Below are 23,270 nucleotides of genomic sequence, written 5' to 3'. Positions count from 1 at the left end.
TGCCGTGTCGGGGGCGGGGGGCACCACAGCAGTACGGCTACTGATCCACTCGAGCGGCGACATACCTGTGGACACTCCACGTGTCCCCGCCCGCGAGGCCGCGAAGCACGAACTGTCCAAACCGATGTACCACGAGAACGATCCCAACCTCCTCCAGCAGGGCCTCGACAAGCTCTGGGGCTGGATCGGCGATCTCCTGGACACGGCCTCCGGCGCCGCGCCCGGCGGCCCGGTCGGTCTTGTCGTGCTCGTGCTGGTCGTCACAGGCCTGGTCGCCGCACTCTGGTGGCGGCTGGGCACTCCGAGCCGCACCGTGCGTTCCTCGGACGCCCTTTTCGACGACAGCCCCCGCAGCGCGGCCGAACACCGGAAGGCCGCCGAGGCCCACGCCGCCGCCCGACGCTGGAACGAGGCGGTCCAGGAACGGATGCGCGCCATCGTCCGCTCCCTGGAAGAGCGAGCCCTGCTCGACCCCCGCCCCGGGCGCACCGCCGACGAGGCCGCCGCCGAAGCAGGCCGCCCGCTGCCCACACATGCGACGCGACTCCACGCTGCCGCCCGAGAATTCGACGACGTCACATACGGCGGTCGTACCGCCGACCAGCAGGCATATCTGGCCGTACGAGCTCTGGACCTCGATCTCGAAACCGCCAAGCCTCTCCTGACGACCGCGGCCCAGGCGGCAGCCGAATGACCGGGGTCACCGCTGCCTCCACCTCGGCGGCCCTCACCCATCACCAGATCTGGGTCCGCATCCGCGGTCTGCTCCTCGCCCTCCTCGTACTCGTCGCCGCCGGTATCGCCCTGGCAACCATCCGCTCCGGTGACCAGCACGGTCGCCTCGACCCTCGCTCCGCCGACCGCTACGGCAGCCGGGCCGTCGCCGAACTCCTCAAGGAACGCGGCGTCTCCGTTCACGTGGTCACCACGCTCGACGACGCCACCGCCAAGGTCGGCCCCGACACCACGTTGCTCGTCGCCTCCCCCAATCTGCTGGCACCGCGCCAGCAGAGCGAACTCCGTGCCGCGACCGAGAGCTCGGCCGGTCGCACCATCCTCCTCGCGGCAGGCCCGCCCTCCGTGCGCACGCTGGTCCCAGGTGTCACGGCGGAGTCCGCCGGCCCCGTGTCCCCCCGCGCCCCCGAATGCTCCCTGCCCGCCGCCCGCAGTGCCGGCGACGTCGAAACGGGAGGCTTCCGCTACGCCTCGGCCGACCCCGGCACCATCGGCTGCTTCCCGAGCGGCGGCCTTCCCACCGTGCTCCTGGTCGAACAGGGCGCGGGCGACACCGTGCTCCTCGGTTCCCCCGACCTTCTCCTCAACGACAGGCTCGCCATCCAGGGCAACGCATCCCTGGCCCTGCAACTTCTCGGTTCCCGCCCGCATCTGATCTGGTACCTCCCCTCGCTCGCTGATTCATCCGGTGCCACCGAGAACGGGGGCACCGGTGGTGCCGGCGCCCCTGACAACCGCAGCTTCGCCGACCTGATCCCCCGGGGCTGGTTGTGGGGGACGTTGCAACTCGCACTGGCCGCTGTGCTCGCTGCCATCTGGCGTGGCCGTCGTCTGGGCCCCCTGGTGTCCGAGCGACTGCCCGTGGCCATCCGGGCCTCCGAATCCACCGAGGGCCGGGCCCGGCTCTACCGCAAGACGAACGCCCGCGACCGGGCCGCCGACTCACTGCGTTCCGCGACCCGCACCCGCATCGCCCCACTCATCGGCGTCTCCCCACGCGACGCCCACTCCCCCTCAGCACTTGTCCCTGCCGTTTCCGCCCGCCTGGGCAACACTGACGACAGCCTCCAAACCCTGCTCTTCGGACCCGCCCCGTCCGACGACGCCGCTCTCATCCACCTGGCAGACCAACTCGACACCCTCGAAAGTGAGGTACGCACGTCATGAGCGCCCCGCCCCCAGTGCCCGCCGAGACCACCGAGCCCCTCGGGAACGGCGACACAGCCCGCGCATCCCTGGAAGCGCTGCGCTCAGAGATCGCCAAGGCCGTGGTCGGCCAGGACCCGGCCGTCACCGGACTCGTCGTCGCTCTGCTCTGCCGTGGCCACGTCCTCCTCGAAGGCGTCCCCGGAGTGGCCAAGACCCTCCTGGTCCGGGCTCTCGCCGCCTCGCTCGAACTCGACACCAAGCGCGTCCAGTTCACCCCCGATCTGATGCCCAGCGACGTCACCGGCTCATTGATCTACGACGCCCGCACGGCCGAGTTCTCCTTCCAGCCCGGCCCTGTCTTCACCAATCTGCTTCTCGCCGACGAGATCAACCGCACCCCTCCCAAGACGCAGTCCTCCCTCCTGGAAGCCATGGAAGAGCGCCAGGTCACCGTCGACGGAACCCCCCGGTCGCTACCCGACCCCTTCCTCGTGGCCGCCACGCAGAATCCCGTCGAATATGAGGGCACCTACCCTCTCCCCGAGGCCCAACTGGACCGGTTTCTCCTCAAACTGACGGTGCCCCTGCCCTCGCGGGAAGAGGAGATCAGCGTCCTCACCCGTCATTCCGACGGCTTCAATCCACGTGACCTCAAGTCAGCCGGCATAGGGCCCGTCGCCGGCCCCGCCGACCTGGAAGCCGCCCGCAACGCGGTCGCCCGGACCAAGATCTCTCCCGAGATCGCCGGTTACGTCGTCGATATCTGTCGTGCCACGCGTGAATCCCCCTCGCTATCCCTCGGTGTCTCTCCCCGAGGCGCCACCGCCCTGTTGTCGACTGCCCGCGCCTGGGCCTGGCTCACCGGCCGCGACTACGTCATTCCGGACGACGTGAAGGCACTGGCGCTCCCCACACTTCGCCATCGCATCCAACTGCGGCCCGAGGCGGAGATGGAGGGTGTCACACCCGACTCCGTCATCACAGCCGTCCTCGCCCACGTCCCCGTACCCCGATGAGGCGGTGACCGTGGCCCTCACCGGACGTACCGCCTTGCTGGCCGCCCTGGGGTCACTCCCTGTAGGCATCCTGGCCCCCAGCTGGACCGGGATGCTGGCAGTCAACGCACCGCTCTCTTTGGCAATTCTCTGCGACTATGCCCTCGCTGCACCAGTGCGAACGCTTCAGTTCACCCGATCCGGTGACACAAGCGTTCGACTTGGCGAAACCGCCGAATTGCAACTCACCGTAACCAATCCTTCCCGTCGCAGACTGCGGGCACACCTTCGTGACGCCTGGCCACCCAGCAGCTGGCCCACCGGTACGGAACAGACTTCCTCGCGGCACACACTTGCGGTCCCGGCAGGCGAACGCCGCCGGCTGACCACCGTCCTGAGACCTACACGGCGGGGTGACCGCCGAGCCGAGCGCATCACCGTCCGCTCGTTCGGACCTCTGGGGCTTGCCGCCCGACAAGGGAATCACCAGGTCCCGTGGACAGTGCGGGTCCTGCCGCCCTTCACCAGCCGGAAGCATCTGCCGTCCCGCCTCGCCAGACTCCGCGAACTCGACGGCCGCACCAGTGTTCTCACCCGTGGGGAGGGCACGGAGTTCGACAGCCTGCGTGCGTACGTGCCCGGCGACGACATCCGCTCCATCGACTGGCGGGCCACTGCACGTCAGGCCGCCGTCGCAGTGCGCACATGGCGCCCAGAGCGGGACCGTCACATCCTCGTCGTCCTGGACACCGGCCGTACCTCAGCGGGGCGTGTCGGGGACGTGCCCCGTCTCGACGCCTCTCTGGACGCGGCCCTGCTGCTCACGGCACTCGCCACTCGTGCGGGGGACCGCGTGGATCTACTGGCCTACGACCGTCGCGTCCGCGCACAGGTTCAGGGCCGGTCCGCGGGAGAGGTCCTGTCGGCCATGGTGAACGCGCTGGCGCCCATCGAACCGGCCCTTATGGAAACAGATGCCCGAGGTCTCGTCGCTGCCGTGCTCGCCGGTGCGCCTCGTCGCTCCCTGATCGTGCTTCTCACCGGTCTGGACGCAGCCCCCGTGGAAGAAGGTCTGCTCCCTGTACTCCGTCGTCTGACCCAGCGCCATACCGTGCTGGTGGCATCCGTGGCGGACCCGCACGTCGAGCAGATGGCGGGCGCAAGAGGCACAGTGGACGCAATCTACGAAGCTGCCGCGGGCGCACAGGCCCAAGCAAGGCGACTCCGCACCGCAGAGCAGCTCCAACGGCAGGGCGCGGTGGTTGTCGATGCCACTCCTGACAACCTCGCCCCTGCTCTCGCCGATGCCTACCTCGCCCTCAAGGGAGCGGGTCGGCTCTGACCCATCCCGCCGCCACGAACCAAGCATCCGCAGGGAAAGGGGCTTCCGAGCCGGCCGTGGAACGCAGAAAAGCCCCGTGCCACAAGGGCACGGGGCTTTCCCGTAAAAGGAGTTCGGCGGCGTCCTACTCTCCCACAGGGTCCCCCCTGCAGTACCATCGGCGCTGAAAGGCTTAGCTTCCGGGTTCGGAATGTAACCGGGCGTTTCCCTAACGCAATGACCACCGAAACACTATGAAATTAACCAACACCGGAAAAACACGGCCGTTCGTTATTTCAGAACTAACACAGTGGACGCGAGCAACTGAGGACAAGCCCTCGGCCTATTAGTACCAGTCAGCTCCACCCGTTACCGGGCTTCCACATCTGGCCTATCAACCCAGTCGTCTACTGGGAGCCTTAACCCTTCAAGAGGGTGGGAATACTCATCTCGAAGCAGGCTTCCCGCTTAGATGCTTTCAGCGGTTATCCTTTCCGAACGTAGCCAACCAGCCATGCCCTTGGCAGAACAACTGGCACACCAGAGGTTCGTCCGTCCCGGTCCTCTCGTACTAGGGACAGCCCTTCTCAATATTCCTACGCGCACAGCGGATAGGGACCGAACTGTCTCACGACGTTCTAAACCCAGCTCGCGTACCGCTTTAATGGGCGAACAGCCCAACCCTTGGGACCGACTCCAGCCCCAGGATGCGACGAGCCGACATCGAGGTGCCAAACCATCCCGTCGATATGGACTCTTGGGGAAGATCAGCCTGTTATCCCCGGGGTACCTTTTATCCGTTGAGCGACAGCGCTTCCACAAGCCACTGCCGGATCACTAGTCCCGACTTTCGTCCCTGCTCGACCCGTCGGTCTCACAGTCAAGCTCCCTTGTGCACTTACACTCAACACCTGATTGCCAACCAGGCTGAGGGAACCTTTGGGCGCCTCCGTTACTCTTTAGGAGGCAACCGCCCCAGTTAAACTACCCATCAGACACTGTCCCTGATCCGGATCACGGACCCAGGTTAGACATCCAGCACGACCAGAGTGGTATTTCAACGACGACTCCACAACCACTGGCGTGGCCGCTTCAAAGTCTCCCACCTATCCTACACAAGCCGAACCGAACACCAATATCAAACTGTAGTAAAGGTCCCGGGGTCTTTCCGTCCTGCTGCGCGAAACGAGCATCTTTACTCGTAGTGCAATTTCACCGGGCCTATGGTTGAGACAGTCGAGAAGTCGTTACGCCATTCGTGCAGGTCGGAACTTACCCGACAAGGAATTTCGCTACCTTAGGATGGTTATAGTTACCACCGCCGTTTACTGGCGCTTAAGTTCTCAGCTTCGCCGACCCGAAAGTCAGCTAACCGGTCCCCTTAACGTTCCAGCACCGGGCAGGCGTCAGTCCGTATACATCGCCTTACGGCTTCGCACGGACCTGTGTTTTTAGTAAACAGTCGCTTCTCGCTGGTCTCTGCGGCCACCCCCAGCTCATGGAGTAAATCCACTCACCAGTGATGGCCCCCCTTCTCCCGAAGTTACGGGGGCATTTTGCCGAGTTCCTTAACCATAGTTCACCCGAACGCCTCGGTATTCTCTACCTGACCACCTGAGTCGGTTTAGGGTACGGGCCGCCATGAAACTCGCTAGAGGCTTTTCTCGACAGCATAGGATCATCCACTTCACCACAATCGGCTCGGCATCAGGTCTCAGACTATATGCACGACGGATTTGCCTACCGTGCGTCCTACACCCTTACCCCGGGACAACCACCGCCCGGGCTGGACTACCTTCCTGCGTCACCCCATCGCTTACCTACTACAAGTCTGGTTCATCGGCTCCACCACTACCCTCAACTCCGAAGAGATCGGGCCGGCTTCACGGACTTAGCATCGCCTGATTCAGTATTGGGCGTTTCAAAGCGGGTACCGGAATATCAACCGGTTGTCCATCGACTACGCCTGTCGGCCTCGCCTTAGGTCCCGACTTACCCTGGGCAGATCAGCTTGACCCAGGAACCCTTAGTCAATCGGCGCACACGTTTCTCACGTGTGTATCGCTACTCATGCCTGCATTCTCACTCGTGAACCGTCCACAACTCGCTTCCGCGGCTGCTTCACCCGGCACACGACGCTCCCCTACCCATCCACACAGGCGTTGGCCCTTCATGTGTGAATGACACGACTTCGGCGGTACGCTTGAGCCCCGCTACATTGTCGGCGCGGAATCACTTGACCAGTGAGCTATTACGCACTCTTTCAAGGGTGGCTGCTTCTAAGCCAACCTCCTGGTTGTCTCTGCGACTCCACATCCTTTCCCACTTAGCGTACGCTTAGGGGCCTTAGTCGATGCTCTGGGCTGTTTCCCTCTCGACCATGGAGCTTATCCCCCACAGTCTCACTGCCGTGCTCTCACTTACCGGCATTCGGAGTTTGGCTAAGGTCAGTAACCCGGTAGGGCCCATCGCCTATCCAGTGCTCTACCTCCGGCAAGAAACACACGACGCTGCACCTAAATGCATTTCGGGGAGAACCAGCTATCACGGAGTTTGATTGGCCTTTCACCCCTAACCACAGGTCATCCCCCAGGTTTTCAACCCTGGTGGGTTCGGTCCTCCACGAAGTCTTACCTCCGCTTCAACCTGCCCATGGCTAGATCACTCCGCTTCGGGTCTTGAGCGTGCTACTGAAACGCCCTATTCGGACTCGCTTTCGCTACGGCTTCCCCACACGGGTTAACCTCGCAACACACCGCAAACTCGCAGGCTCATTCTTCAAAAGGCACGCAGTCACGACTGCATGTGCAAGCACACACAGCGACGCTCCCACGGCTTGTAGGCACACGGTTTCAGGTACTATTTCACTCCGCTCCCGCGGTACTTTTCACCATTCCCTCACGGTACTATCCGCTATCGGTCACCAGGGAATATTTAGGCTTAGCGGGTGGTCCCGCCAGATTCACACGGGATTTCTCGGGCCCCGTGCTACTTGGGTGTCTCTCAAACGAGCCGTCAATGTTTCAGCTACGGGGGTCTTACCCTCTACGCCGGACCTTTCGCATGTCCTTCGCCTACATCAACGGTTTCTGACTCGTCTCACGGCCGGCAGACCGCAAAAGAGAGATCCCACAACCCCGCATGCGCAACCCCTGCCGGGTATCACACACATACGGTTTGGCCTCATCCGGTTTCGCTCGCCACTACTCCCGGAATCACGGTTGTTTTCTCTTCCTGAGGGTACTGAGATGTTTCACTTCCCCTCGTTCCCTCCACACTGCCTATGTGTTCAGCAGCGGGTGACAGCCCATGACGACTGCCGGGTTTCCCCATTCGGACACCCCCGGATCAAAGCTCGGTTGACAGCTCCCCGGGGCCTATCGTGGCCTCCCACGTCCTTCATCGGTTCCTGGTGCCAAGGCATCCACCGTGCGCCCTTAAAAACTTGGCCACAGATGCTCGCGTCCACTGTGCAGTTCTCAAACAACGACCAGCCACCCATCACCTCACCCTCACAGGCGAGTTCACTGGGGCCGGCAACTGAAGGCGACCATACGGCCGTACCCTCAGATACCCAACAACGTGCCCGACCCGACCTGCCATCCCCCACGTTCCACGCCGAAGCAGTACTAGTGAAAAACAACCTGTCGTGCCGAATAGTCAACGTTCCACCCATGAGCAACCACCGTCGAACATTTGCCGACGTAATGGCCTCTGGACTCCTTGCGGAATCTAGATGCTCCTTAGAAAGGAGGTGATCCAGCCGCACCTTCCGGTACGGCTACCTTGTTACGACTTCGTCCCAATCGCCAGTCCCACCTTCGACAGCTCCCTCCCACAAGGGGTTGGGCCACCGGCTTCGGGTGTTACCGACTTTCGTGACGTGACGGGCGGTGTGTACAAGGCCCGGGAACGTATTCACCGCAGCAATGCTGATCTGCGATTACTAGCAACTCCGACTTCATGGGGTCGAGTTGCAGACCCCAATCCGAACTGAGACCGGCTTTTTGAGATTCGCTCCGCCTCGCGGCATCGCAGCTCATTGTACCGGCCATTGTAGCACGTGTGCAGCCCAAGACATAAGGGGCATGATGACTTGACGTCGTCCCCACCTTCCTCCGAGTTGACCCCGGCAGTCTCCTGTGAGTCCCCATCACCCCGAAGGGCATGCTGGCAACACAGAACAAGGGTTGCGCTCGTTGCGGGACTTAACCCAACATCTCACGACACGAGCTGACGACAGCCATGCACCACCTGTACACCGACCACAAGGGGGGCACCATCTCTGATGCTTTCCGGTGTATGTCAAGCCTTGGTAAGGTTCTTCGCGTTGCGTCGAATTAAGCCACATGCTCCGCTGCTTGTGCGGGCCCCCGTCAATTCCTTTGAGTTTTAGCCTTGCGGCCGTACTCCCCAGGCGGGGAACTTAATGCGTTAGCTGCGGCACCGACGACGTGGAATGTCGCCAACACCTAGTTCCCAACGTTTACGGCGTGGACTACCAGGGTATCTAATCCTGTTCGCTCCCCACGCTTTCGCTCCTCAGCGTCAGTAATGGCCCAGAGATCCGCCTTCGCCACCGGTGTTCCTCCTGATATCTGCGCATTTCACCGCTACACCAGGAATTCCGATCTCCCCTACCACACTCTAGCCTGCCCGTATCGACTGCAGACCCGGGGTTAAGCCCCGGGCTTTCACAACCGACGCAACAAGCCGCCTACGAGCTCTTTACGCCCAATAATTCCGGACAACGCTTGCGCCCTACGTATTACCGCGGCTGCTGGCACGTAGTTAGCCGGCGCTTCTTCTGCAGGTACCGTCACTCTCGCTTCTTCCCTGCTGAAAGAGGTTTACAACCCGAAGGCCGTCATCCCTCACGCGGCGTCGCTGCATCAGGCTTTCGCCCATTGTGCAATATTCCCCACTGCTGCCTCCCGTAGGAGTCTGGGCCGTGTCTCAGTCCCAGTGTGGCCGGTCGCCCTCTCAGGCCGGCTACCCGTCGTCGCCTTGGTAGGCCATCACCCCACCAACAAGCTGATAGGCCGCGGGCTCATCCTTCACCGCCGGAGCTTTCAACCCCGTCCCATGCGGGACAGAGTGTTATCCGGTATTAGACCCCGTTTCCAGGGCTTGTCCCAGAGTGAAGGGCAGATTGCCCACGTGTTACTCACCCGTTCGCCACTAATCCACCCCGAAGGGCTTCATCGTTCGACTTGCATGTGTTAAGCACGCCGCCAGCGTTCGTCCTGAGCCAGGATCAAACTCTCCGTGAATGTTTTCCCGTGATCGGGACAACACAACACGAGAGCGGAACGACCGGACGGAATAAGACCGGTCGTTCACAGCGTCCTCGCTGTGTAAATTGCCCACTGGGTCAGTGACCCCGCGGGACTTTCAAAGGAACCTCCAACCTGCCGAAGCAGGCCGGGGTATCAACATATCTGGCGTTGACTTTTGGCACGCTGTTGAGTTCTCAAGGAACGGACGCTTCCTTTGTACTCACCCTCTCGGGCTTTCCTCCGGGCTTTTCCCTTCGGTCTTGCGTTTCCGACTCTATCAGACTCTTTCGTGTCCGATTCCCGGTCGAAGCGGGCCCCCTGCGGAGCAGGAGAGTTTTTGCTGCTTTCCAGTTCTTCGCTTTCGCGCTTCCCTTTCCGGCGGTTCCAACCTTACCAGACTCTTTTTCGTTCCGTTTCCGGTCCGAATTTGAATTCCGGTGACCTTTGGAGTGGTCTTTGCCTTTCGACTGATTCGACTTTATCAGAAACATTCGGCCGAAAAATCGGCTTCGTGATTCGGATTAAGGAATCGATGGCTCTGCGGAAATTCGATTTCCGGTGAGAGCGAGCTAGACACTAACCGCCGGGCCCGGACTTGTCCAGTCCGAGGCAACCGTTAAAATCTACCTCCCCGCGTCGGCCATGTCAATGGCTTTTTGGGGCGAGGAGGAGACTAGCAGGTCAGCGGGGTCGTATGCACATCAGGCTGCGACCGGGAGCTCGGCGCTGCGTTCCATGGGATCGACGTCGCCACCGTCTCCCGCTCGCGCTGCTCGGCCGCCCAGGATGTAGACGTAGGCGAGGAAGGCCAGCTCGGCCGCGATGCCGATGGTGATGCGCCCCCAGGTCGGGAGGCCGGAAGGGGTGACGAAGCCTTCGATGACACCGGAGACGAACAGGACCAGCGCGAGGCCGATGGCCATGCCGATCGCGGCCCGGCCCTGCTGTGCGAGGGCTGAGCGCCGGCTGCGCGGGCCCGGGTCGATGACCGTCCAGCCGAGGCGCAGGCCCGTACCCGCGGCGACGAAGACGGCAGTGAGTTCGAGCAGGCCGTGCGGGAGGATCAGCCCCAGGAAGGTGTCGAGCCGGCCGGCCGATGACATCAGTCCGATGCCGACCGCGAGGTTGAGCACGTTGATGAACAGGATCCAGATCACCGGGATGCCGAGGAACGCTCCCAGGACCAGGCACATGGCTGCGGCCTGGGCGTTGTTCGTCCATACCTGAGCGGCGAACGAGGCGGCCGGGTGGCTGGAGTAATAGGTCTCGTACTCCCCGCCCGGGTTGGTCATCCGACGGAGATCCTCCGGAGCCGCGATGGCCGACTGGACTTCCGGGTGCGTACCGATCCACCAGCCGATGACTGCCGCCAGCACGGTGGAAAGAACCGCGGTGGGTATCCACCAGTGCCTGGACCGGTAGACAGCGGCGGGGAAACCGGCGGTGAGAAAGCGTGTGGCATCGCGCCAGGAGGCTCGGCGGGTGCCGGTGACCGTGGCTCGGGCGCGGGCCACGAGCTGGGTGAGGCGCGCCGTGAGCATCGGGTCCGGGGTGCTGGACTGGAGAAGCGAGAGGTGGGTGGCCGTGCGCTGGTAGAGCTCGACGAGTTCGTCCGCTTCCGTGCCGGTGAGCCGGCGCCCGCGGTGCAGGAGATGGTCCAGGCGGTCCCACTCGGTGCGGTGGGCGGTCACGAAGACATCGAGATCCATGATCGGCTGCTGCTCCAGGCATGGGTGCGTACGGGTTCGTACTACGGCGGCGCGCTGCGGGTCAGCTTGGCAGACTGAGGCTCCGAGGGGCAGGGATGATCGGCGAAGGGTGGGGCGGCGATGAGTGAGCTCGTGACCGGGGACGCGGTCGTGCTGGGGCTGCGGCCGGCGAAACTGCCGAGTCGGGCGCTGGCGCTGGCCATCGATCTCGCCGTGGTGGGGGCGGCGTTCGTCCTGGTGTCGATCGGACTGGCCGTCGCGACGGCGGCGCTGGATGACGCGGCACTCGCGGCGGTCTCCGTGGCGGCCTTCCTGCTCGTGCTGGTGGGCGGGCCGATCGCGGTGGAGACCCTCAGCCACGGGCGTTCGCTGGGGAAGCTGGCGTGCGGGCTGCGGGTGGTCCGGGACGACGGGGGGCCGATCCGGTTCCGGCATGCGCTGGTGCGCGGGGCCATGGGGGTCGTCGAGATTCTGATGACGCTCGGGGTCGTCGCGTGTATCGCCTCGCTGGTGTCGGCGCGGGGGCGGCGCCTCGGGGATGTGTTCTCGGGGACGCTCGTCGTACGGGAGCGGGTGCCCGCGGGACGGGCGGCCGCCGTGCCGCCTCCGCCGCCGTGGTTGGTCGGGCGGTTCGCCGGGCTGGATCTGTCGGCGGTGCCGGATTCTCTGTGGCTGGCCGTACGGCAGTACCTGACCCGTATGCATCAGCTCGATGCGCAGGTGGGCTGGTCGATGGCGGGGCGGCTGGCCGGGGAGTTGGCGGAGCGGACCGGAGTGCCGGTGCCGGAGGGGGTGCCTGCCGGGGCGTATCTGGCGGCGGTGGTGAACGAGCGGCAGGCGCGGGATGCCCGGAGGCTGTTCGTCGCCGCTCAGGACGGTGCTGCTCGCGTTGGTTCCGAGGGGCGGGTGGTGGATCAGGCTCCGGTAAGTGGGGCTGCCGCTTGGGCACCGGTCGGGGCCGTGCCTTCCGCGGGGGCCGCCGGGGCGGGTGCGCCCGTACCGCGCGCGGGGGCGGAGGGCGGTCAGGTGCCGCCTGCCGCCACGGGATTCGCGCCGCCCTCCTAGGGCCTGTCCGGCGGATCAGGGTCGGGCAGGGCGCGGCGGCTGGTGCGGTGCATCGCAAGGCGCCGGAGCATCCTGATGGCGGAGCACTCTGGGCGTTTCGGCAACGCCGCGAGGTGCCGTGCCAGACGCCACGCCCCCGGCCATGATCCGCCGGACAGGCCCTAGAGGGGTGAGGGTGGGGACTCCAGGTCTTCGAGCTCGATGCCCGGGGCCGCGAGGACCACGTCGCCGGCGATGTGAACGGTGTGCTGCTCGCCGGTGTCCAGGGCGCTGACCTGGTATTCGTCCACGCTCAGGGGGCCGTTGTCAGTGGCGTGCGTTTCACTGTTCACCAGGGCCCAGGACTGGTCGACGGTGCGGGGTGCGAGGACCGGGTCGGTGAAGGCGACCAGGCGGACGCGCGTCGCGGGGGAATCGGGGGTGAGGCGCAGCAGACGTGCGGTCGCGATGAGGAACGCGGGGGATGTGCCGGTGAAGGCGTGGGCGCGGACATTGCCTTCGGTGGCATGAGTGCCGGTCGGATCGGTACGGACCCAGGTGACGCCTTCGAGGGCGGCGCCGCGGACCTGCCAGCTCGCGGCATGAAGTTCGAGGCGGATGGGACGGCCGAGTTCGTCGAGGGTGAGGTCGACGGAGCCGAGGTGGTCACCGGAAGGGGCGGTGGTCCGGGACAGGTAGCGCCAGCCGGAGGGTCCGGGTGCGCACTGGAAGTGTTCTTCGCCGAGGGGGGTGTGATCGTGGAGATCGTGGAGCGAATATCGGCCGCGGGGCATGGGGTCCTTCGGGGTTCCACGGGCTGAGCGGGCGCGGTACGGGGCAGGCCCCCGACACGGGGGTGCGGGGGCCTGCGCTCGTAGCTGCTGCTGAGGTTGTTCCGTCTGTCAGCGGCCGGTCGTCACTGACCGGTGGTGGCGGGTGCGGTCGCTGACGGGCTGGATCAGTAGCGGTAGTGGTCGGGCTTGTACGGGCCGTCGACCTCGACACCGATGTACGCGGCCTGCTCGGGGCGGAGCGTCGTGAGCTTCACGCCGAGCGCGTCGAGGTGGAGACGGGCGACCTTCTCGTCCAGGTGCTTGGGCAGCACGTAGACATCGGTCGGGTACTCCTCGGGCTTGGTGAACAGCTCGATCTGGGCCAGCGTCTGGTCCGCGAACGAGTTGGACATGACGAACGAGGGGTGGCCGGTGGCGTTGCCCAAGTTCAGCAGGCGGCCCTCGGACAGCACGATGAGGACCTTGCCGTCGGGGAACGTCCAGGTGTGGACCTGCGGCTTGACCTCGTCCTTGACGATGCCGTCGATCTGCGCCAGACCGGCCATGTCGATCTCGTTGTCGAAGTGGCCGATGTTCCCGACGATGGCCTGGTGCTTCATCTTGGCCATGTCGGCGGCCATGATGATGTCCTTGTTGCCCGTCGTAGTGACGAAGATGTCGGCCTGGCCGACGACGTCGTCGAGGGTGGCGACCTGGTAGCCGTCCATCGCCGCCTGCAGGGCGCAGATCGGGTCGATCTCCGTGACGATCACCCGGGCGCCCTGGCCGCGCAGGGACTCCGCGCAGCCCTTGCCCACATCGCCGTAACCGCAGACGACGGCGGTCTTGCCGCCGATCAGGACGTCCGTGGCGCGGTTGATGCCGTCGATCAACGAGTGGCGGCAGCCGTACTTGTTGTCGAACTTGGACTTGGTGACGGCGTCGTTGACGTTGATCGCCGGGAAGAGGAGGGTGCCGTCGCGGTGCATCTCGTACAGCCGGTGCACACCGGTCGTGGTCTCTTCGGTGACGCCGCGGATCTCGGACGCCAGCTGGGTCCACTTCTGCGGGGTCTCGCCGAGGGTCCGGTTCAGCAGGGTGAGGATGTAGCCGTACTCCTCGCTGTCCGCGGTCGACGGGTCCGGGGCCGCGCCGGCCTTCTCGAACTCGACGCCCTTGTGGACGAGGAGGGTGGCGTCACCACCGTCGTCGAGGATCATGTTCGGGCCGCCAGTGGAGGTGTTCGGCCAGGTCAGGGCCTGCTCCGTGCACCACCAGTACTCCTCCAGCGTCTCGCCCTTCCAGGCGAAGACCGGGACGCCCGCCGGGGCTTCCGGGGTTCCGTTCGGGCCGACGGCGATGGCCGCGGCGGCGTGGTCCTGGGTGGAGAAGATGTTGCAGGAGGCCCAGCGGACCTCGGCGCCGAGGGCGACCAGGGTCTCGATCAGCACGGCCGTCTGCACGGTCATGTGCAGCGAACCGGTGATGCGGGCGCCGGCCAGCGGCTGCGCTGCGGCGTACTCCTTGCGGATCGACATCAGGCCGGGCATCTCGTGCTCGGCGAGGGTGATCTCCTTGCGGCCGAACGCCGCGAGGGAGAGGTCGGCGACCTTGAAGTCCTGTCGATTGGCGACCGTCGTCATAACGGGCTGCTCCTCGTAATGGGGTCGAGGTGGGGCACGGATGGCTCTGCGGCGGCGGGCACAGGAATGCCCGAGCGCTCGCAGCGCAGTCCGTCGGAGGCCCTCTCTCCCTCGGCCGGTCCGCGCATACGGACCGATCGACCGCCATCAGCAGCGACGTCTGACACTGCCGTCGAATCTACACCGATCGGCCCAGCCGCTCCCAGTCCGCCCCGGGACGGGAAGTGACCGGGAAGCGGCCGGGGTGACGTACCGGGAGCGGAAGGGAGGGTGGATCGAGAGGCGGTCTGGAAAGGGTCGGGAGGGTTTCAGGCAGGGGCGGGGAGGGTGCTCGGAGGGCGTATGGGCAGGTGGATGGAGGGTGCGGTGGGCCGGTGTGGCGGTCGCGCAGGGCGGTCGTGTTGGGCGGGCAGTGCGGTGGGGCTGTCAGTGGCCGGATTCCGTCGGGGTGTCCGGGGTGCCGCCGTCGATCCCGCCGGGGGCGTCGCCCGGGGCCTTGCCGGGGTTGGTGCCGGCTGCTGCGGCGGCCTCGCTGAAGATGTCCGGTTCCAGATAGATGACCCGGGCGATCGGGACCGCCGCGCGGATCCGGCTCTCGGCGGCGTTGATGGCGTTGGCGACCTCGGTGGCCGTGTCGTCGTGCTGCACCGCGATCTTGGCGGCGACGAGCAGTTCTTCCGGGCCGAGGTGGAGCGTCCGCATGTGGATGACGCCGGTGACCGTGTCGCCGTCGACGACCGCGGCCTTGATCTTCTCGACCTGGTCGGCGCCGGCCGCCTCGCCGAGCAGGAGTGACTTCGTCTCGGCGGCGAGCACGATCGCGATGATGATCAGCAGGATGCCGATGCAGAGGGTTCCGATGCCGTCCCAGACGCCGTTGCCGGTCGCGAGGGCCAGGCCGACGCCCGCGAGTGCGAGCACCAGACCGATCAGCGCGCCGAGGTCCTCCAGGAGGACGACGGGGAGTTCGGGGGCCTTCGCCCGGCGGACGAACTCCCTCCAGGAGAGCGATCCGCGGGTCTGGTTGGACTCCTTGATCGCCGTACGGAAGGAGAAGCCCTCGGCGACGATCGCGAAGACCAGTACGCCGACCGGCCAGTACCAGGCCTCGATCTCGTGCGGGTGCTTGATCTTCTCGTAGCCCTCGTACACCGCGAACATGCCACCGACCGAGAAGAGCACGATGGAGACGAGGAATGCGTAGATGTAGCGCTCACGGCCGTAGCCGAAGGGGTGCTGGGGGGTGGCCTCGCGCTGGGCCTTCTTGCCGCCGAGCAGCAGCAGGCCCTGGTTGCCCGAGTCGGCGACCGAGTGGACGCTCTCCGCGAGCATCGACGACGAGCCACTGAACAGGAACGCCACGAATTTGGCCACTGCGATCGCGAGGTTGGCGCCGAGTGCCGCCACGATCGCCTTGGTTCCGCCTGACGCACTCATGGGTGCCTGGTGTCCCTTCTTCGGTGCTGCGGCCCTGGCGCCGCGGTACGGCCGGACATTGTTGCAGTCGCTGGTGCGGACGGTACGTCAGGCCACCACTGTGGCACGGAACAGAGTCCCCGTACCGGACACTTCGACCTTTTCGCCGGAGGGTACAAATACGGAGGCGCCGGGTGCGAGGTCGAGCTCGCCCGCCTTCGGGGCTCCCCCAGTGCAGAGCAGGATCTGCGGGGTGTCCCTGGTCAGGTCGACGGGGGCGGCGCCGGGCGAGAGGTCGAAGCGCGAGAGCCGGAATTCGTTCACGGGCGTCTTGTACAGCTCCTCGCCGGACGGCGAGGCCTCGGGACGCAGGACGCCGGGCTCGGTCGCCTCGAAGCGGACGATGCGCAGCAGTTCGGGTACGTCGATGTGCTTGGGCGTGAGTCCGCAGCGCAGCACGTTGTCCGAGTTGGCCATGATCTCGACGCCGAGGCCGTCGAGGTAGGCGTGCGGGACGCCCGCGCCGAGGAACAGGGCTTCGCCGGGCTGGAGTTCCACGTAGTTCAGCAGCATCGCCGCGATGACACCGGGGTCGCCGGGGAAGTGGTGGGCGATCCGGGCGTACGGGGCGTGGGCGCCGCCGAGGCGTTCGGCGGCGGCCGCGGCCAGGTTCACCGTTTCGGCCATCTCCGCGGGGTCGGCGCCGAGGATCGCGGTGAGGACCTCGCGCAGTGCGGCCTCTTCGGGGTGGGCGCCGAGCAGGTCGACGTACGGCTTGAGGGAGTCGACGCCGAGTGCCGCCATCGCCTCGGCCGCCTCGGTGGGCCGGCGGAAGCCGCACAGACCGGCGAAGAGGGTGAGCGCGCAGATCAGCTCGGGTTTGTGGTTGGCGTCCTTGTACGTGCGGTGGGGCGCATCGATCGGTACGGACCGGCGCTCCTCGTCCTCGTAACCCCGCTTGGCCTGGGTGAGGTCGGGGTGGACCTGGAGGGAGAGCGGGGCGCCCGCGGCGAGCAGTTTGAGGAGGAAGGGGAGGCGGGGGCCGAACTTCTCGACGGTGGCCCGGCCCAGTTCGCGCTCGGGGTCGGCGGCGATGACATCGGTGAGGGGCTGTTCGGAGCCGGCCTCTCCGGTGCCAGTTATGCGGGTGAGGAGCGAGGGGGCGCCGGGGTGGGCGCCCATCCACATCTCGGCCTGGGGTTCGCCGGTGGGGGCGATGCCGAGCAGTTCGGGGATGGCGGTGGTGGAGCCCCAGGCGTAAGGGCGCACGGTGTTGGAGAGCCGGTCCATGGTGTTCGTCCTTGTGAGGTGCGTGGATCGGGGGTGCGGTGCTGTGTGCTGTGTGCTCTGCGCTGTGTGCTCTGCGCTGTGTGCGCTGTGTTCTGGTGGCGGTTGCCCGTGTTCTGGTGGCGGCTGCGCTTCCGGTGAGGTGCGGTCGACCGGGCGGCTCGTCGGGGTCAGGCGCCGGCTGCCGACGCGAGTGCCAGGTAGACGGCGGCGAAGTCGGTGACCGCGAGCAGTTCGGCGAGGGCTTCGAGCTCGGTGCCCTCGTCGGGTTCGAGTTCACTGATCGCCGTGTCGTGGCCGAGGGCCAGTTCGCGGGCGGCGGGGGCCGCGCTCAGACCGCCGGTGGGACGGTCGCGGAGCAGTACGACGCGGGCGTGCAGCGGCTCCGGCTCGTCGACCCGGTCGCGGAAGAAGTCGTCGGGGTCGGCCCCGGCGGCGAAGGTGCCCGCCAGCAGTGTGCCGTGGGCGGGAAGCGCCTCGGGCAGTTCGGCGGCGAGGGCCGGGCGGCCGGCCAGCTCGGCCAGGACGGCGGCGAATCGGCGGCCGACCGGTCCAGCGGCGTCGCCCTCCGTCCAGATGAGGGGCAGGCTGTCGGCGAGTTCGGCCGCGAGGGTCTTGGCCGGGTTGCTGTACGTGGCGATGGCCGGACCGCAGCGTTCCGCGGTGCGATCCAGGCGATCGGCGACGCTCTGCAGCGCCTCGGCGGACGCGGTGAGCAGGCCGACCCGGTCCAGCAGCGCGAGCAACGGGGTGAACAGGGCCCAGAGCGTGCCCGGACCCGCGGCCGATGTCTCGGCGTCGTACTCGCCGTGCGGGGCGGAGGCCATCGGTACGACGAGTCCGTGCGCCCCGTCGATCGCCTCGCGCAGGGGCGACTGGCGGGGGGCGACGGCGACGACGCTGCAGCCTCGGCGGTACGCCTGCTCGGCGAGGAGGGCGAGGCCCGGCTCGGAGCCGTCTGCCGTGACGATCAGCAGCAGGTCCACGGAGCCGGCCCAGCCGGGCAGCGTCCAGCGCATCGCGCCCGCGGCGGGTGCGACGCCGGTGGGGTGGATGCGGGTGACGGGCGCGGAGGAGCCTGCCAGGGCGGTGATCAGGTCGGCGACGCCGGATGCGGCGGTGCCGGAGCCCGCGACGAGTACGGCGCGGGGGCGGCCCTCCGGGTTCAGTTGGGCGATCCCCGCCTCGGTGGTGTGCCGGGCGGCGGTACGGACCCGGGCCCCAGCCTCGGCGGCGCCGCGGAGCAGGCCGCGGCGGTCGGCTCGGGCCAGGGCTTCCGGGGCGTCGAGCAGCGACTCGTCGAGCATGGGGACGGTCCTCCGATCACGTGCTGATCACCGTGCGGGGTGCGGGCGGCGGGCCCGCTGCGGGCCCGGAGTCCGTTACGCGGGGCGGCGGGCCTCGTCGACGAGGAGGACGGGGATGCCGTCCCGTACCGGGTAGGCCAGGCCGCAGTCCTTGCCGGTGCAGACCAGCTCGGGGCTGTCGGCTGCCGACTGGTCATCGAGCGGGGAGTGGCAGGCCGGGCAGGCGAGGATCTCCAGGAGGCCGGCTTCGAGCGGCATGGGCGGGTCCCTTCAAGCAACGGATCAGGCGACGTCAGCCTACCGCCGGGGGCGGTGGGGTGCGGGGCGGGCCGGGGGCCCGCGGGTGGGGGGTGCGGTGTGGGTGCGCGGTGCGGTGCGGTGGGTGCGGTGTCGGGTGGGTGCGCGGTGCGGTTGCGCGGTGCGGTGCGGTGTTGGGCTGGTGCGGGTGCGCGGTGCGGGTGGGTGCGCCTGCGGCGGGCCTGTTCCCCTGCCCGCCCCTTCCCGTAACCGGGGCTCTGCCCCGGACCCCGCTCCTCAAGCGCCGGAGGGGCTGAAAACAAGCGGCGGAGGCTCTGGGAATGGGGCCGGGGCCCAGGGACTGGGGTGGAGGGCGGGGGCACCGGGGGCTGAAGGCAGAGCCCAAGCGGACGGATGGGCTGAAGGCAGAGCCCCAAGTGGCCGGAGGGTGCTGAAGCCGGAGCCCCCGGCACCGGACAAACCAGGCTGAAGCCGGAGCCCCCAGCGACCGGGACGCCGAAGGCGGAGTCCCCAGCAGCCGGACCAGGTCGGAGGCGGTGTCTCAAGCGTGGGGGGGGAGGGAGGGGGCCGGGGTTCGGACCAGGGCCAGGACCTCGTCGCGTACGGCTGTCATTGTCTGTTCGTCGCGGGCTTCCACGTTCAGGCGCAGCAGGGGTTCTGTGTTGGAGGCACGGAGGTTGAACCACCAGTCGGGGGCCGTGACCGTCAGGCCGTCCAGGTCGTCGGTCGTGACGCCGTCGCGGGGTGCGAAGGACGCGCGTACCGCGGCCGTGCGGCCCGGCTGGTCGGCGACCGTGGAGTTGATCTCGCCGGAGCCGGCGTAGCGGTCGTACCGAGCGACCAGTTCGGACAGGGGGCCCGGCTGACCGCCCAGCGCGGCCAGGACGTGGAGCGCGGCGAGCATGCCCGTATCGGCGTTCCAGAAGTCGCGGAAGTAGTAGTGCGCGGAGTGTTCGCCGCCGAAGATCGCGCCGTGCTCGGCCATCTCCGCCTTGATGAAGGAGTGGCCCACGCGGGTACGGACCGGGGTGCCGCCGTTCTCGCGGACGACTTCAGGGACCGAGAGGGACGTGATCAGGTTGTGGATGACGGTGCCCTTGCCACCGTTGCGGGCGAGTTCCCTGGCTGCGACCAGGGCGGTGATCGCGGACGGCGAGATGCCCTCGCCCCGCTCGTCGACGACGAAGCAGCGGTCCGCGTCGCCGTCGAAGGCGAGGCCGAGGTCGGCGCCCTCGGCCACGACCCGGGCCTGGAGGTCGACGAGGTTCTTCGGGTCGAGGGGGTTGGCCTCGTGGTTGGGGAACGTGCCGTCGAGTTCGAAGTACATCGGTACGAGGTCGACGGGCAGGTCCGCGAAGACGGTGGGGACGGTGTGGCCGCCCATGCCGTTCCCCGCGTCGACGACCACCTTCAGCGGCCGGACGGACGTCAGGTCGACCAGGGACAGCAGGTGGGCCGCGTAGTCGGTGAGGGTGTCGCGCTCGGTGACGGTGCCGGGGGCGGCGACCGGCTGCGGGACGCCGGTCCCGGACCACTTCTCGACCAGGGCGCGGATCTCCAGGAGCCCGGTGTCCTGGCCCACGGGTGCGGCGCCCGCCCGGCAGAGCTTGATGCCGTTGTAGCGCGCCGGGTTGTGCGAGGCGGTGAACATCGCGCCCGGGAGACCCAGGCTGCCCGAGGCGAAGTACAGCTGGTCGGTCGAGCAGAGGCCGATGAGTGTGACGTCCGCGCCACGCGCCGCGGCTCCACGTGCGAAGGCCCCCGAGAGGCCGGGCGACGAGGGCCGCATGTCGTGGCCGATCACGATCGCGTCCGCGTCCGTCACCTCGACGAACGCCGCCCCGAACTGCTCGGCCAGCGATTCGTCCCACTGGTCGGGCACCACTCCGCGCACGTCGTACGCCTTCACGATCTGCGACAGATCAGCAGCCACGGGCCGGTCCTCCTGAGATTTCTTCGGACCGCCCAAACTACCCGGCGGGCTGGTACGCCGTGCTCAGGGCAGCATCCGGCCCAGGACCGCCGCGCTCTGCGCCACCACGATCAGGCACATCACGAGCGGCAGCCCCTGGCTCCACGGCAGCACCTTGCGCAGCAGGGCACCCTCGCGTCCGGTCAGGCCGACCGCCGCACGGGCGATCGTCTGGTTCTGCGGGGAGATCATCTTGCCGAGCACCCCGCCGTAGCTGTCGGCCGCGGCGAGCAGCTCCGGCGGAGGCCCGACTCGCGTGCCGCCGATACCTGGAGTGCGCCGAAGAGCGCGTTCGCGGAGGTGTCGGAGCCGGAGCTGTCGGAGCCGGAGCCGGCGACGCCGAACCAGCCGAGCACCGGGGAGAGGGAGGCGAGTCCGGCTCCTGCGGCGGCCACGGACTGGCCGATGGTGGCGGCCTGTCGGAGAGGTTCATGACGTGCGCGAGCGCCAGAAGAGATTGGCGCCGGCCGGTCTGCCCGAGGGGCCGACGACGTCGCGGAAGGGCCAGTCAAAGACCCGGGGCGCCCTGGCCAGCAGCTCCTTAACCGGGTCGAAGCCCAGCGCCACCAGCATCAGGGAGGAGCTGGCGACGGACGCATCGAAGCCCGCGAGGGCTCCAGGAGCGCGCCGGGGCAGAAGGCGATGACGAGCGCCTGGATGCGCGGGTCGCCGGAGAGCCGGCCGAAGGACCGGCGGAGGATGAGGATGTCGAAGTGCCGGGTGCGCACGGTCATCCGGTACACCCACAGGGCGTTGACGACGATCCACATGATGGGGAAGAGCCCGAAGAGCACGCCCTGGGCGCCCGCGGCGAGGTCCTGGCCGAGCGGCATCCCGTACGCGAACGAGCCGACGGCCACCGCGACGGCCAGTCCGACGAGCCCGGCCCGGTGCGCACGCATCCGGACCGCCCCGAGCAGTACCAGCACGGTGACCAGGGGAAGCGATGCGACGAGGGAGGACCGGACGAGCGAATCGGCTACGGTTCGAATTGCTGGACAAACACACAGACCCCCTCGGATTCCGTGACGCGGAAAGCGCGTTCCCACGAATGAGGGGATAGTCGTGTTCACGACAAACATGGATCAATGGATCAATGGATCAATGGATCAATGGATCGTACTGACCGGTGGGACAGGTCGATGGCTCGGTGACTTCGGTGACTTCGGTGGCTGAAGACCCGAAGCGGACCGGCTCAGGAGTCCGGTGAACGCAGCACCCTCAGATGGCCGCGGCGCGCGACCTCCCTCGGATCGGCGGCGTGCGGACCGCCGGCCCTCCTGTCGGCGCCACGGTCCTGCGGCCTCGCCGCTTCCCGTACGGCATTGGCGAGCGCTTCGAGATCGTCGCCGCTGGGGCGGGTGGGAGCGGAGGGGTCGGAGAGCCGGACGACCTCCCAGCCGCGTGGTGCCGTCAGCCGTTCACTGTGCTCGGCGCAGAGGTCGTAGCAGTGGGGCTCGGCATAGGTGGCGAGCGGGCCGAGGACCGCAGTCGAGTCGGCATAGACGTACGTCAGTGTCGCGACGGCAGGGCGGCCGCACGCGGTGCGCGAACAGCGACGTACAGGGCTCACGATGTTGGACGGTACCGCACTCTTGAGCGGGCTGCGACGACTCTCCCTCAGGTCACCCCACCGTGTCGCCCTGTGAACTCCGGCACGAGCGCCTTCCGGACAGACCATCCGACCTGCGAGGGAACGGAAAAAGACCGGCCCTGGCGGCAACGATTCCGGTCACCACTCGGCACAAAAGCTGTCATACAGCTAGAGATCAACGGTCAGGAGCAGGGTCTGAAACGGGCCCCCGATTGGCCGGATTGTTCAGGATTTGACATGCCGTTGCCCTGTCCCGGAAAACGCCGATGCCCTGTCGGGGAGCGGCGGTCCGCCCGACCCGTGGAGAGTTACCCTGCGTCAGTGATGGACAGTCCCGTACCTCCCCACCCGCCCGAGCCGCGCCCACGTCGTCGTGACCGCCATGGCCGCGGCATGCGGGGGCCCGTCGCCCCGCCCCAGGTGCCGCTCTCGGCCAGCAGGGCGGAGAACTTCCGCGATCTCGTGCAGGACTCGGTGGAACGGCTGGAACGGCGCTGGCCGCAGCTGGCCGATGTCGACTTCATGGTGCTCGACGTGCCGGGGACACAGGAGGAGACCGTGCCGCTGGGGCGGGCGGTCTCCGCGGAGAAGGGCCGGCCCGCGCAGATCGTGGTCTACCGGCGGCCCGTCGAGATCCGCACCAAGAACCGCGACGAGCGCGCCCTGCTGGTCCACGAGGTCGTGGTGGAGCAGGTCGCGGAGCTGCTCGGGCTCGCGCCGGACTCCGTGGATCCGAGGTACGGGCAGGAGTAGCGCCGGCCGTACGGACGGGAGCCCGGTGTCCCGGC

At 67.2% G+C, this 23,270-nt stretch carries 16 protein-coding genes, 3 rRNA genes and 1 pseudogene; 6 read left to right on the top strand and 14 right to left on the bottom strand.

What is annotated here, in order from left to right:
- Positions 1 to 4: 4 nt before the first annotated feature.
- The 4 genes from OG520_RS24945 to OG520_RS24930 are packed head-to-tail and all read left to right on the top strand — an operon-like array spanning position 5 to position 4,221.
- Complete coding sequence (locus OG520_RS24945) at positions 5 to 694, top strand: DUF4129 domain-containing protein (protein WP_399332073.1); 690 nt, start codon at positions 5 to 7, stop codon at positions 692 to 694.
- Entirely contained in the window at positions 691 to 1,902 is a 1,212-nt protein-coding gene (locus tag OG520_RS24940; protein ID WP_406014655.1) for a DUF4350 domain-containing protein, read from the top strand. Before OG520_RS24945 ends, OG520_RS24940 begins: the two co-directional genes overlap by 4 nt.
- Complete coding sequence (locus OG520_RS24935) at positions 1,899 to 2,900, top strand: AAA family ATPase (RefSeq protein WP_406014654.1); 1,002 nt, start codon at positions 1,899 to 1,901, stop codon at positions 2,898 to 2,900. Before OG520_RS24940 ends, OG520_RS24935 begins: the two co-directional genes overlap by 4 nt.
- Before the next feature lie 10 nt (positions 2,901 to 2,910).
- Positions 2,911 to 4,221, top strand: coding sequence for a DUF58 domain-containing protein (locus OG520_RS24930; protein ID WP_406016561.1), 1,311 nt, complete (start codon positions 2,911 to 2,913; stop codon positions 4,219 to 4,221).
- A gap of 111 nt (positions 4,222 to 4,332) precedes the next feature.
- Here the strand turns inward: OG520_RS24930 and rrf are convergent.
- The 4 genes from rrf to OG520_RS24910 all read right to left on the bottom strand — a co-directional run bounded on the left by rrf (position 4,333) and on the right by OG520_RS24910 (position 11,188).
- Positions 4,333 to 4,449, bottom strand: a 5S ribosomal RNA gene (gene rrf, locus OG520_RS24925).
- Positions 4,450 to 4,526: 77 nt separating this feature from the next.
- Positions 4,527 to 7,651, bottom strand: a 23S ribosomal RNA gene (locus OG520_RS24920).
- Positions 7,652 to 7,947: 296 nt separating this feature from the next.
- Positions 7,948 to 9,473 (bottom strand): 16S ribosomal RNA (locus tag OG520_RS24915).
- The 16S, 23S and 5S rRNA genes sit together here, the layout of an rRNA operon.
- A 707-nt stretch (positions 9,474 to 10,180) precedes the next feature.
- A complete protein-coding gene (locus OG520_RS24910; RefSeq protein WP_399327807.1) occupies positions 10,181 to 11,188 on the bottom strand; it encodes a stage II sporulation protein M in 1,008 nt (335 codons plus the stop codon).
- A 120-nt stretch (positions 11,189 to 11,308) separates the two neighbouring features.
- Between OG520_RS24910 and OG520_RS24905 the strand changes: the two genes are divergently transcribed.
- Positions 11,309 to 12,253, top strand: coding sequence for an RDD family protein (locus OG520_RS24905; protein ID WP_406014653.1), 945 nt, complete (start codon positions 11,309 to 11,311; stop codon positions 12,251 to 12,253).
- A 161-nt stretch (positions 12,254 to 12,414) separates the two neighbouring features.
- Here the strand turns inward: OG520_RS24905 and OG520_RS24900 are convergent, their stop codons facing one another.
- The 10 genes and pseudogenes from OG520_RS24900 to OG520_RS24855 all read right to left on the bottom strand — a co-directional run bounded on the left by OG520_RS24900 (position 12,415) and on the right by OG520_RS24855 (position 22,461).
- Positions 12,415 to 13,026, bottom strand: a complete 612-nt coding sequence (locus tag OG520_RS24900) for a hypothetical protein (RefSeq protein WP_406014652.1) — start codon at positions 13,024 to 13,026, stop codon at positions 12,415 to 12,417.
- Between the two features lie 164 nt (positions 13,027 to 13,190).
- Positions 13,191 to 14,648, bottom strand: a complete 1,458-nt coding sequence (ahcY, locus tag OG520_RS24895) for an adenosylhomocysteinase (RefSeq protein ID WP_406014651.1) — start codon at positions 14,646 to 14,648, stop codon at positions 13,191 to 13,193.
- A 426-nt stretch (positions 14,649 to 15,074) separates the two neighbouring features.
- A complete protein-coding gene (locus OG520_RS24890) occupies positions 15,075 to 16,085 on the bottom strand; it encodes a cation diffusion facilitator family transporter (protein WP_406014650.1) in 1,011 nt (336 codons plus the stop codon).
- Between the two features lie 87 nt (positions 16,086 to 16,172).
- Complete coding sequence (gene manA, locus OG520_RS24885; RefSeq protein WP_406014649.1) at positions 16,173 to 17,354, bottom strand: mannose-6-phosphate isomerase, class I; 1,182 nt, start codon at positions 17,352 to 17,354, stop codon at positions 16,173 to 16,175.
- 167 nt (positions 17,355 to 17,521) lie between these two features.
- On the bottom strand, positions 17,522 to 18,658 hold the full coding sequence (locus OG520_RS24880; protein ID WP_399327819.1) for an SIS domain-containing protein: 1,137 nt from the start codon (positions 18,656 to 18,658) through the stop codon (positions 17,522 to 17,524).
- Between the two features lie 75 nt (positions 18,659 to 18,733).
- Entirely contained in the window at positions 18,734 to 18,916 is a 183-nt protein-coding gene (locus OG520_RS24875; RefSeq protein ID WP_266418468.1) for a Trm112 family protein, read from the bottom strand.
- A gap of 541 nt (positions 18,917 to 19,457) precedes the next feature.
- On the bottom strand, positions 19,458 to 20,849 hold the full coding sequence (locus OG520_RS24870) for a phosphomannomutase/phosphoglucomutase (protein WP_399327821.1): 1,392 nt from the start codon (positions 20,847 to 20,849) through the stop codon (positions 19,458 to 19,460).
- Between the two features lie 63 nt (positions 20,850 to 20,912).
- Positions 20,913 to 21,244 (bottom strand): annotated as a pseudogene (locus OG520_RS24865) (L-lactate permease).
- 216 nt (positions 21,245 to 21,460) lie between these two features.
- Positions 21,461 to 21,817 carry an L-lactate permease gene (locus OG520_RS24860; RefSeq protein WP_406014648.1) on the bottom strand — a complete coding sequence of 119 codons (357 nt, stop codon included), beginning with the start codon at positions 21,815 to 21,817 and terminating at the stop codon, positions 21,461 to 21,463.
- Between the two features lie 266 nt (positions 21,818 to 22,083).
- Positions 22,084 to 22,461 carry a DUF3499 domain-containing protein gene (locus tag OG520_RS24855; RefSeq protein ID WP_399327823.1) on the bottom strand — a complete coding sequence of 126 codons (378 nt, stop codon included), beginning with the start codon at positions 22,459 to 22,461 and terminating at the stop codon, positions 22,084 to 22,086.
- A gap of 345 nt (positions 22,462 to 22,806) precedes the next feature.
- Here OG520_RS24855 and OG520_RS24850 point away from each other — a divergent pair, with 345 nt between their 5' ends.
- Complete coding sequence (locus tag OG520_RS24850) at positions 22,807 to 23,235, top strand: metallopeptidase family protein (RefSeq protein ID WP_266425795.1); 429 nt, start codon at positions 22,807 to 22,809, stop codon at positions 23,233 to 23,235.
- Positions 23,236 to 23,270 lie beyond the last annotated feature (35 nt).

The organism is Streptomyces sp. NBC_00984, from assembly GCF_045162475.1.
Classification (GTDB): domain Bacteria; phylum Actinomycetota; class Actinomycetes; order Streptomycetales; family Streptomycetaceae; genus Streptomyces.
The sequence above is the reverse complement of the archived record's forward strand: the minus strand, read 5'-3'. Positions and strand labels throughout refer to the sequence as shown.

Excerpts from the sequence above, each read along its gene's own strand:
- OG520_RS24850 (WP_266425795.1), top strand. The coding sequence starts at position 22,807 with ATGGACAGTCCCGTACCTCCCCACCCGCCCGAGCCGCGCCCACGTCGT.
- manA (WP_406014649.1), bottom strand. The coding sequence starts at position 17,354 with ATGGACCGGCTCTCCAACACCGTGCGCCCTTACGCCTGGGGCTCCACC.
- OG520_RS24905 (WP_406014653.1), top strand. The coding sequence starts at position 11,309 with ATGAGTGAGCTCGTGACCGGGGACGCGGTCGTGCTGGGGCTGCGGCCG.
- OG520_RS24935 (WP_406014654.1), top strand. The coding sequence starts at position 1,899 with ATGAGCGCCCCGCCCCCAGTGCCCGCCGAGACCACCGAGCCCCTCGGG.
- OG520_RS24910 (WP_399327807.1), bottom strand. The coding sequence starts at position 11,188 with ATGGATCTCGATGTCTTCGTGACCGCCCACCGCACCGAGTGGGACCGC.
- OG520_RS24875 (WP_266418468.1), bottom strand. The coding sequence starts at position 18,916 with ATGCCGCTCGAAGCCGGCCTCCTGGAGATCCTCGCCTGCCCGGCCTGC.
- OG520_RS24900 (WP_406014652.1), bottom strand. The coding sequence starts at position 13,026 with ATGCCCCGCGGCCGATATTCGCTCCACGATCTCCACGATCACACCCCC.
- OG520_RS24880 (WP_399327819.1), bottom strand. The coding sequence starts at position 18,658 with ATGCTCGACGAGTCGCTGCTCGACGCCCCGGAAGCCCTGGCCCGAGCC.
- ahcY (WP_406014651.1), bottom strand. The coding sequence starts at position 14,648 with ATGACGACGGTCGCCAATCGACAGGACTTCAAGGTCGCCGACCTCTCC.
- OG520_RS24890 (WP_406014650.1), bottom strand. The coding sequence starts at position 16,085 with ATGAGTGCGTCAGGCGGAACCAAGGCGATCGTGGCGGCACTCGGCGCC.
- OG520_RS24940 (WP_406014655.1), top strand. The coding sequence starts at position 691 with ATGACCGGGGTCACCGCTGCCTCCACCTCGGCGGCCCTCACCCATCAC.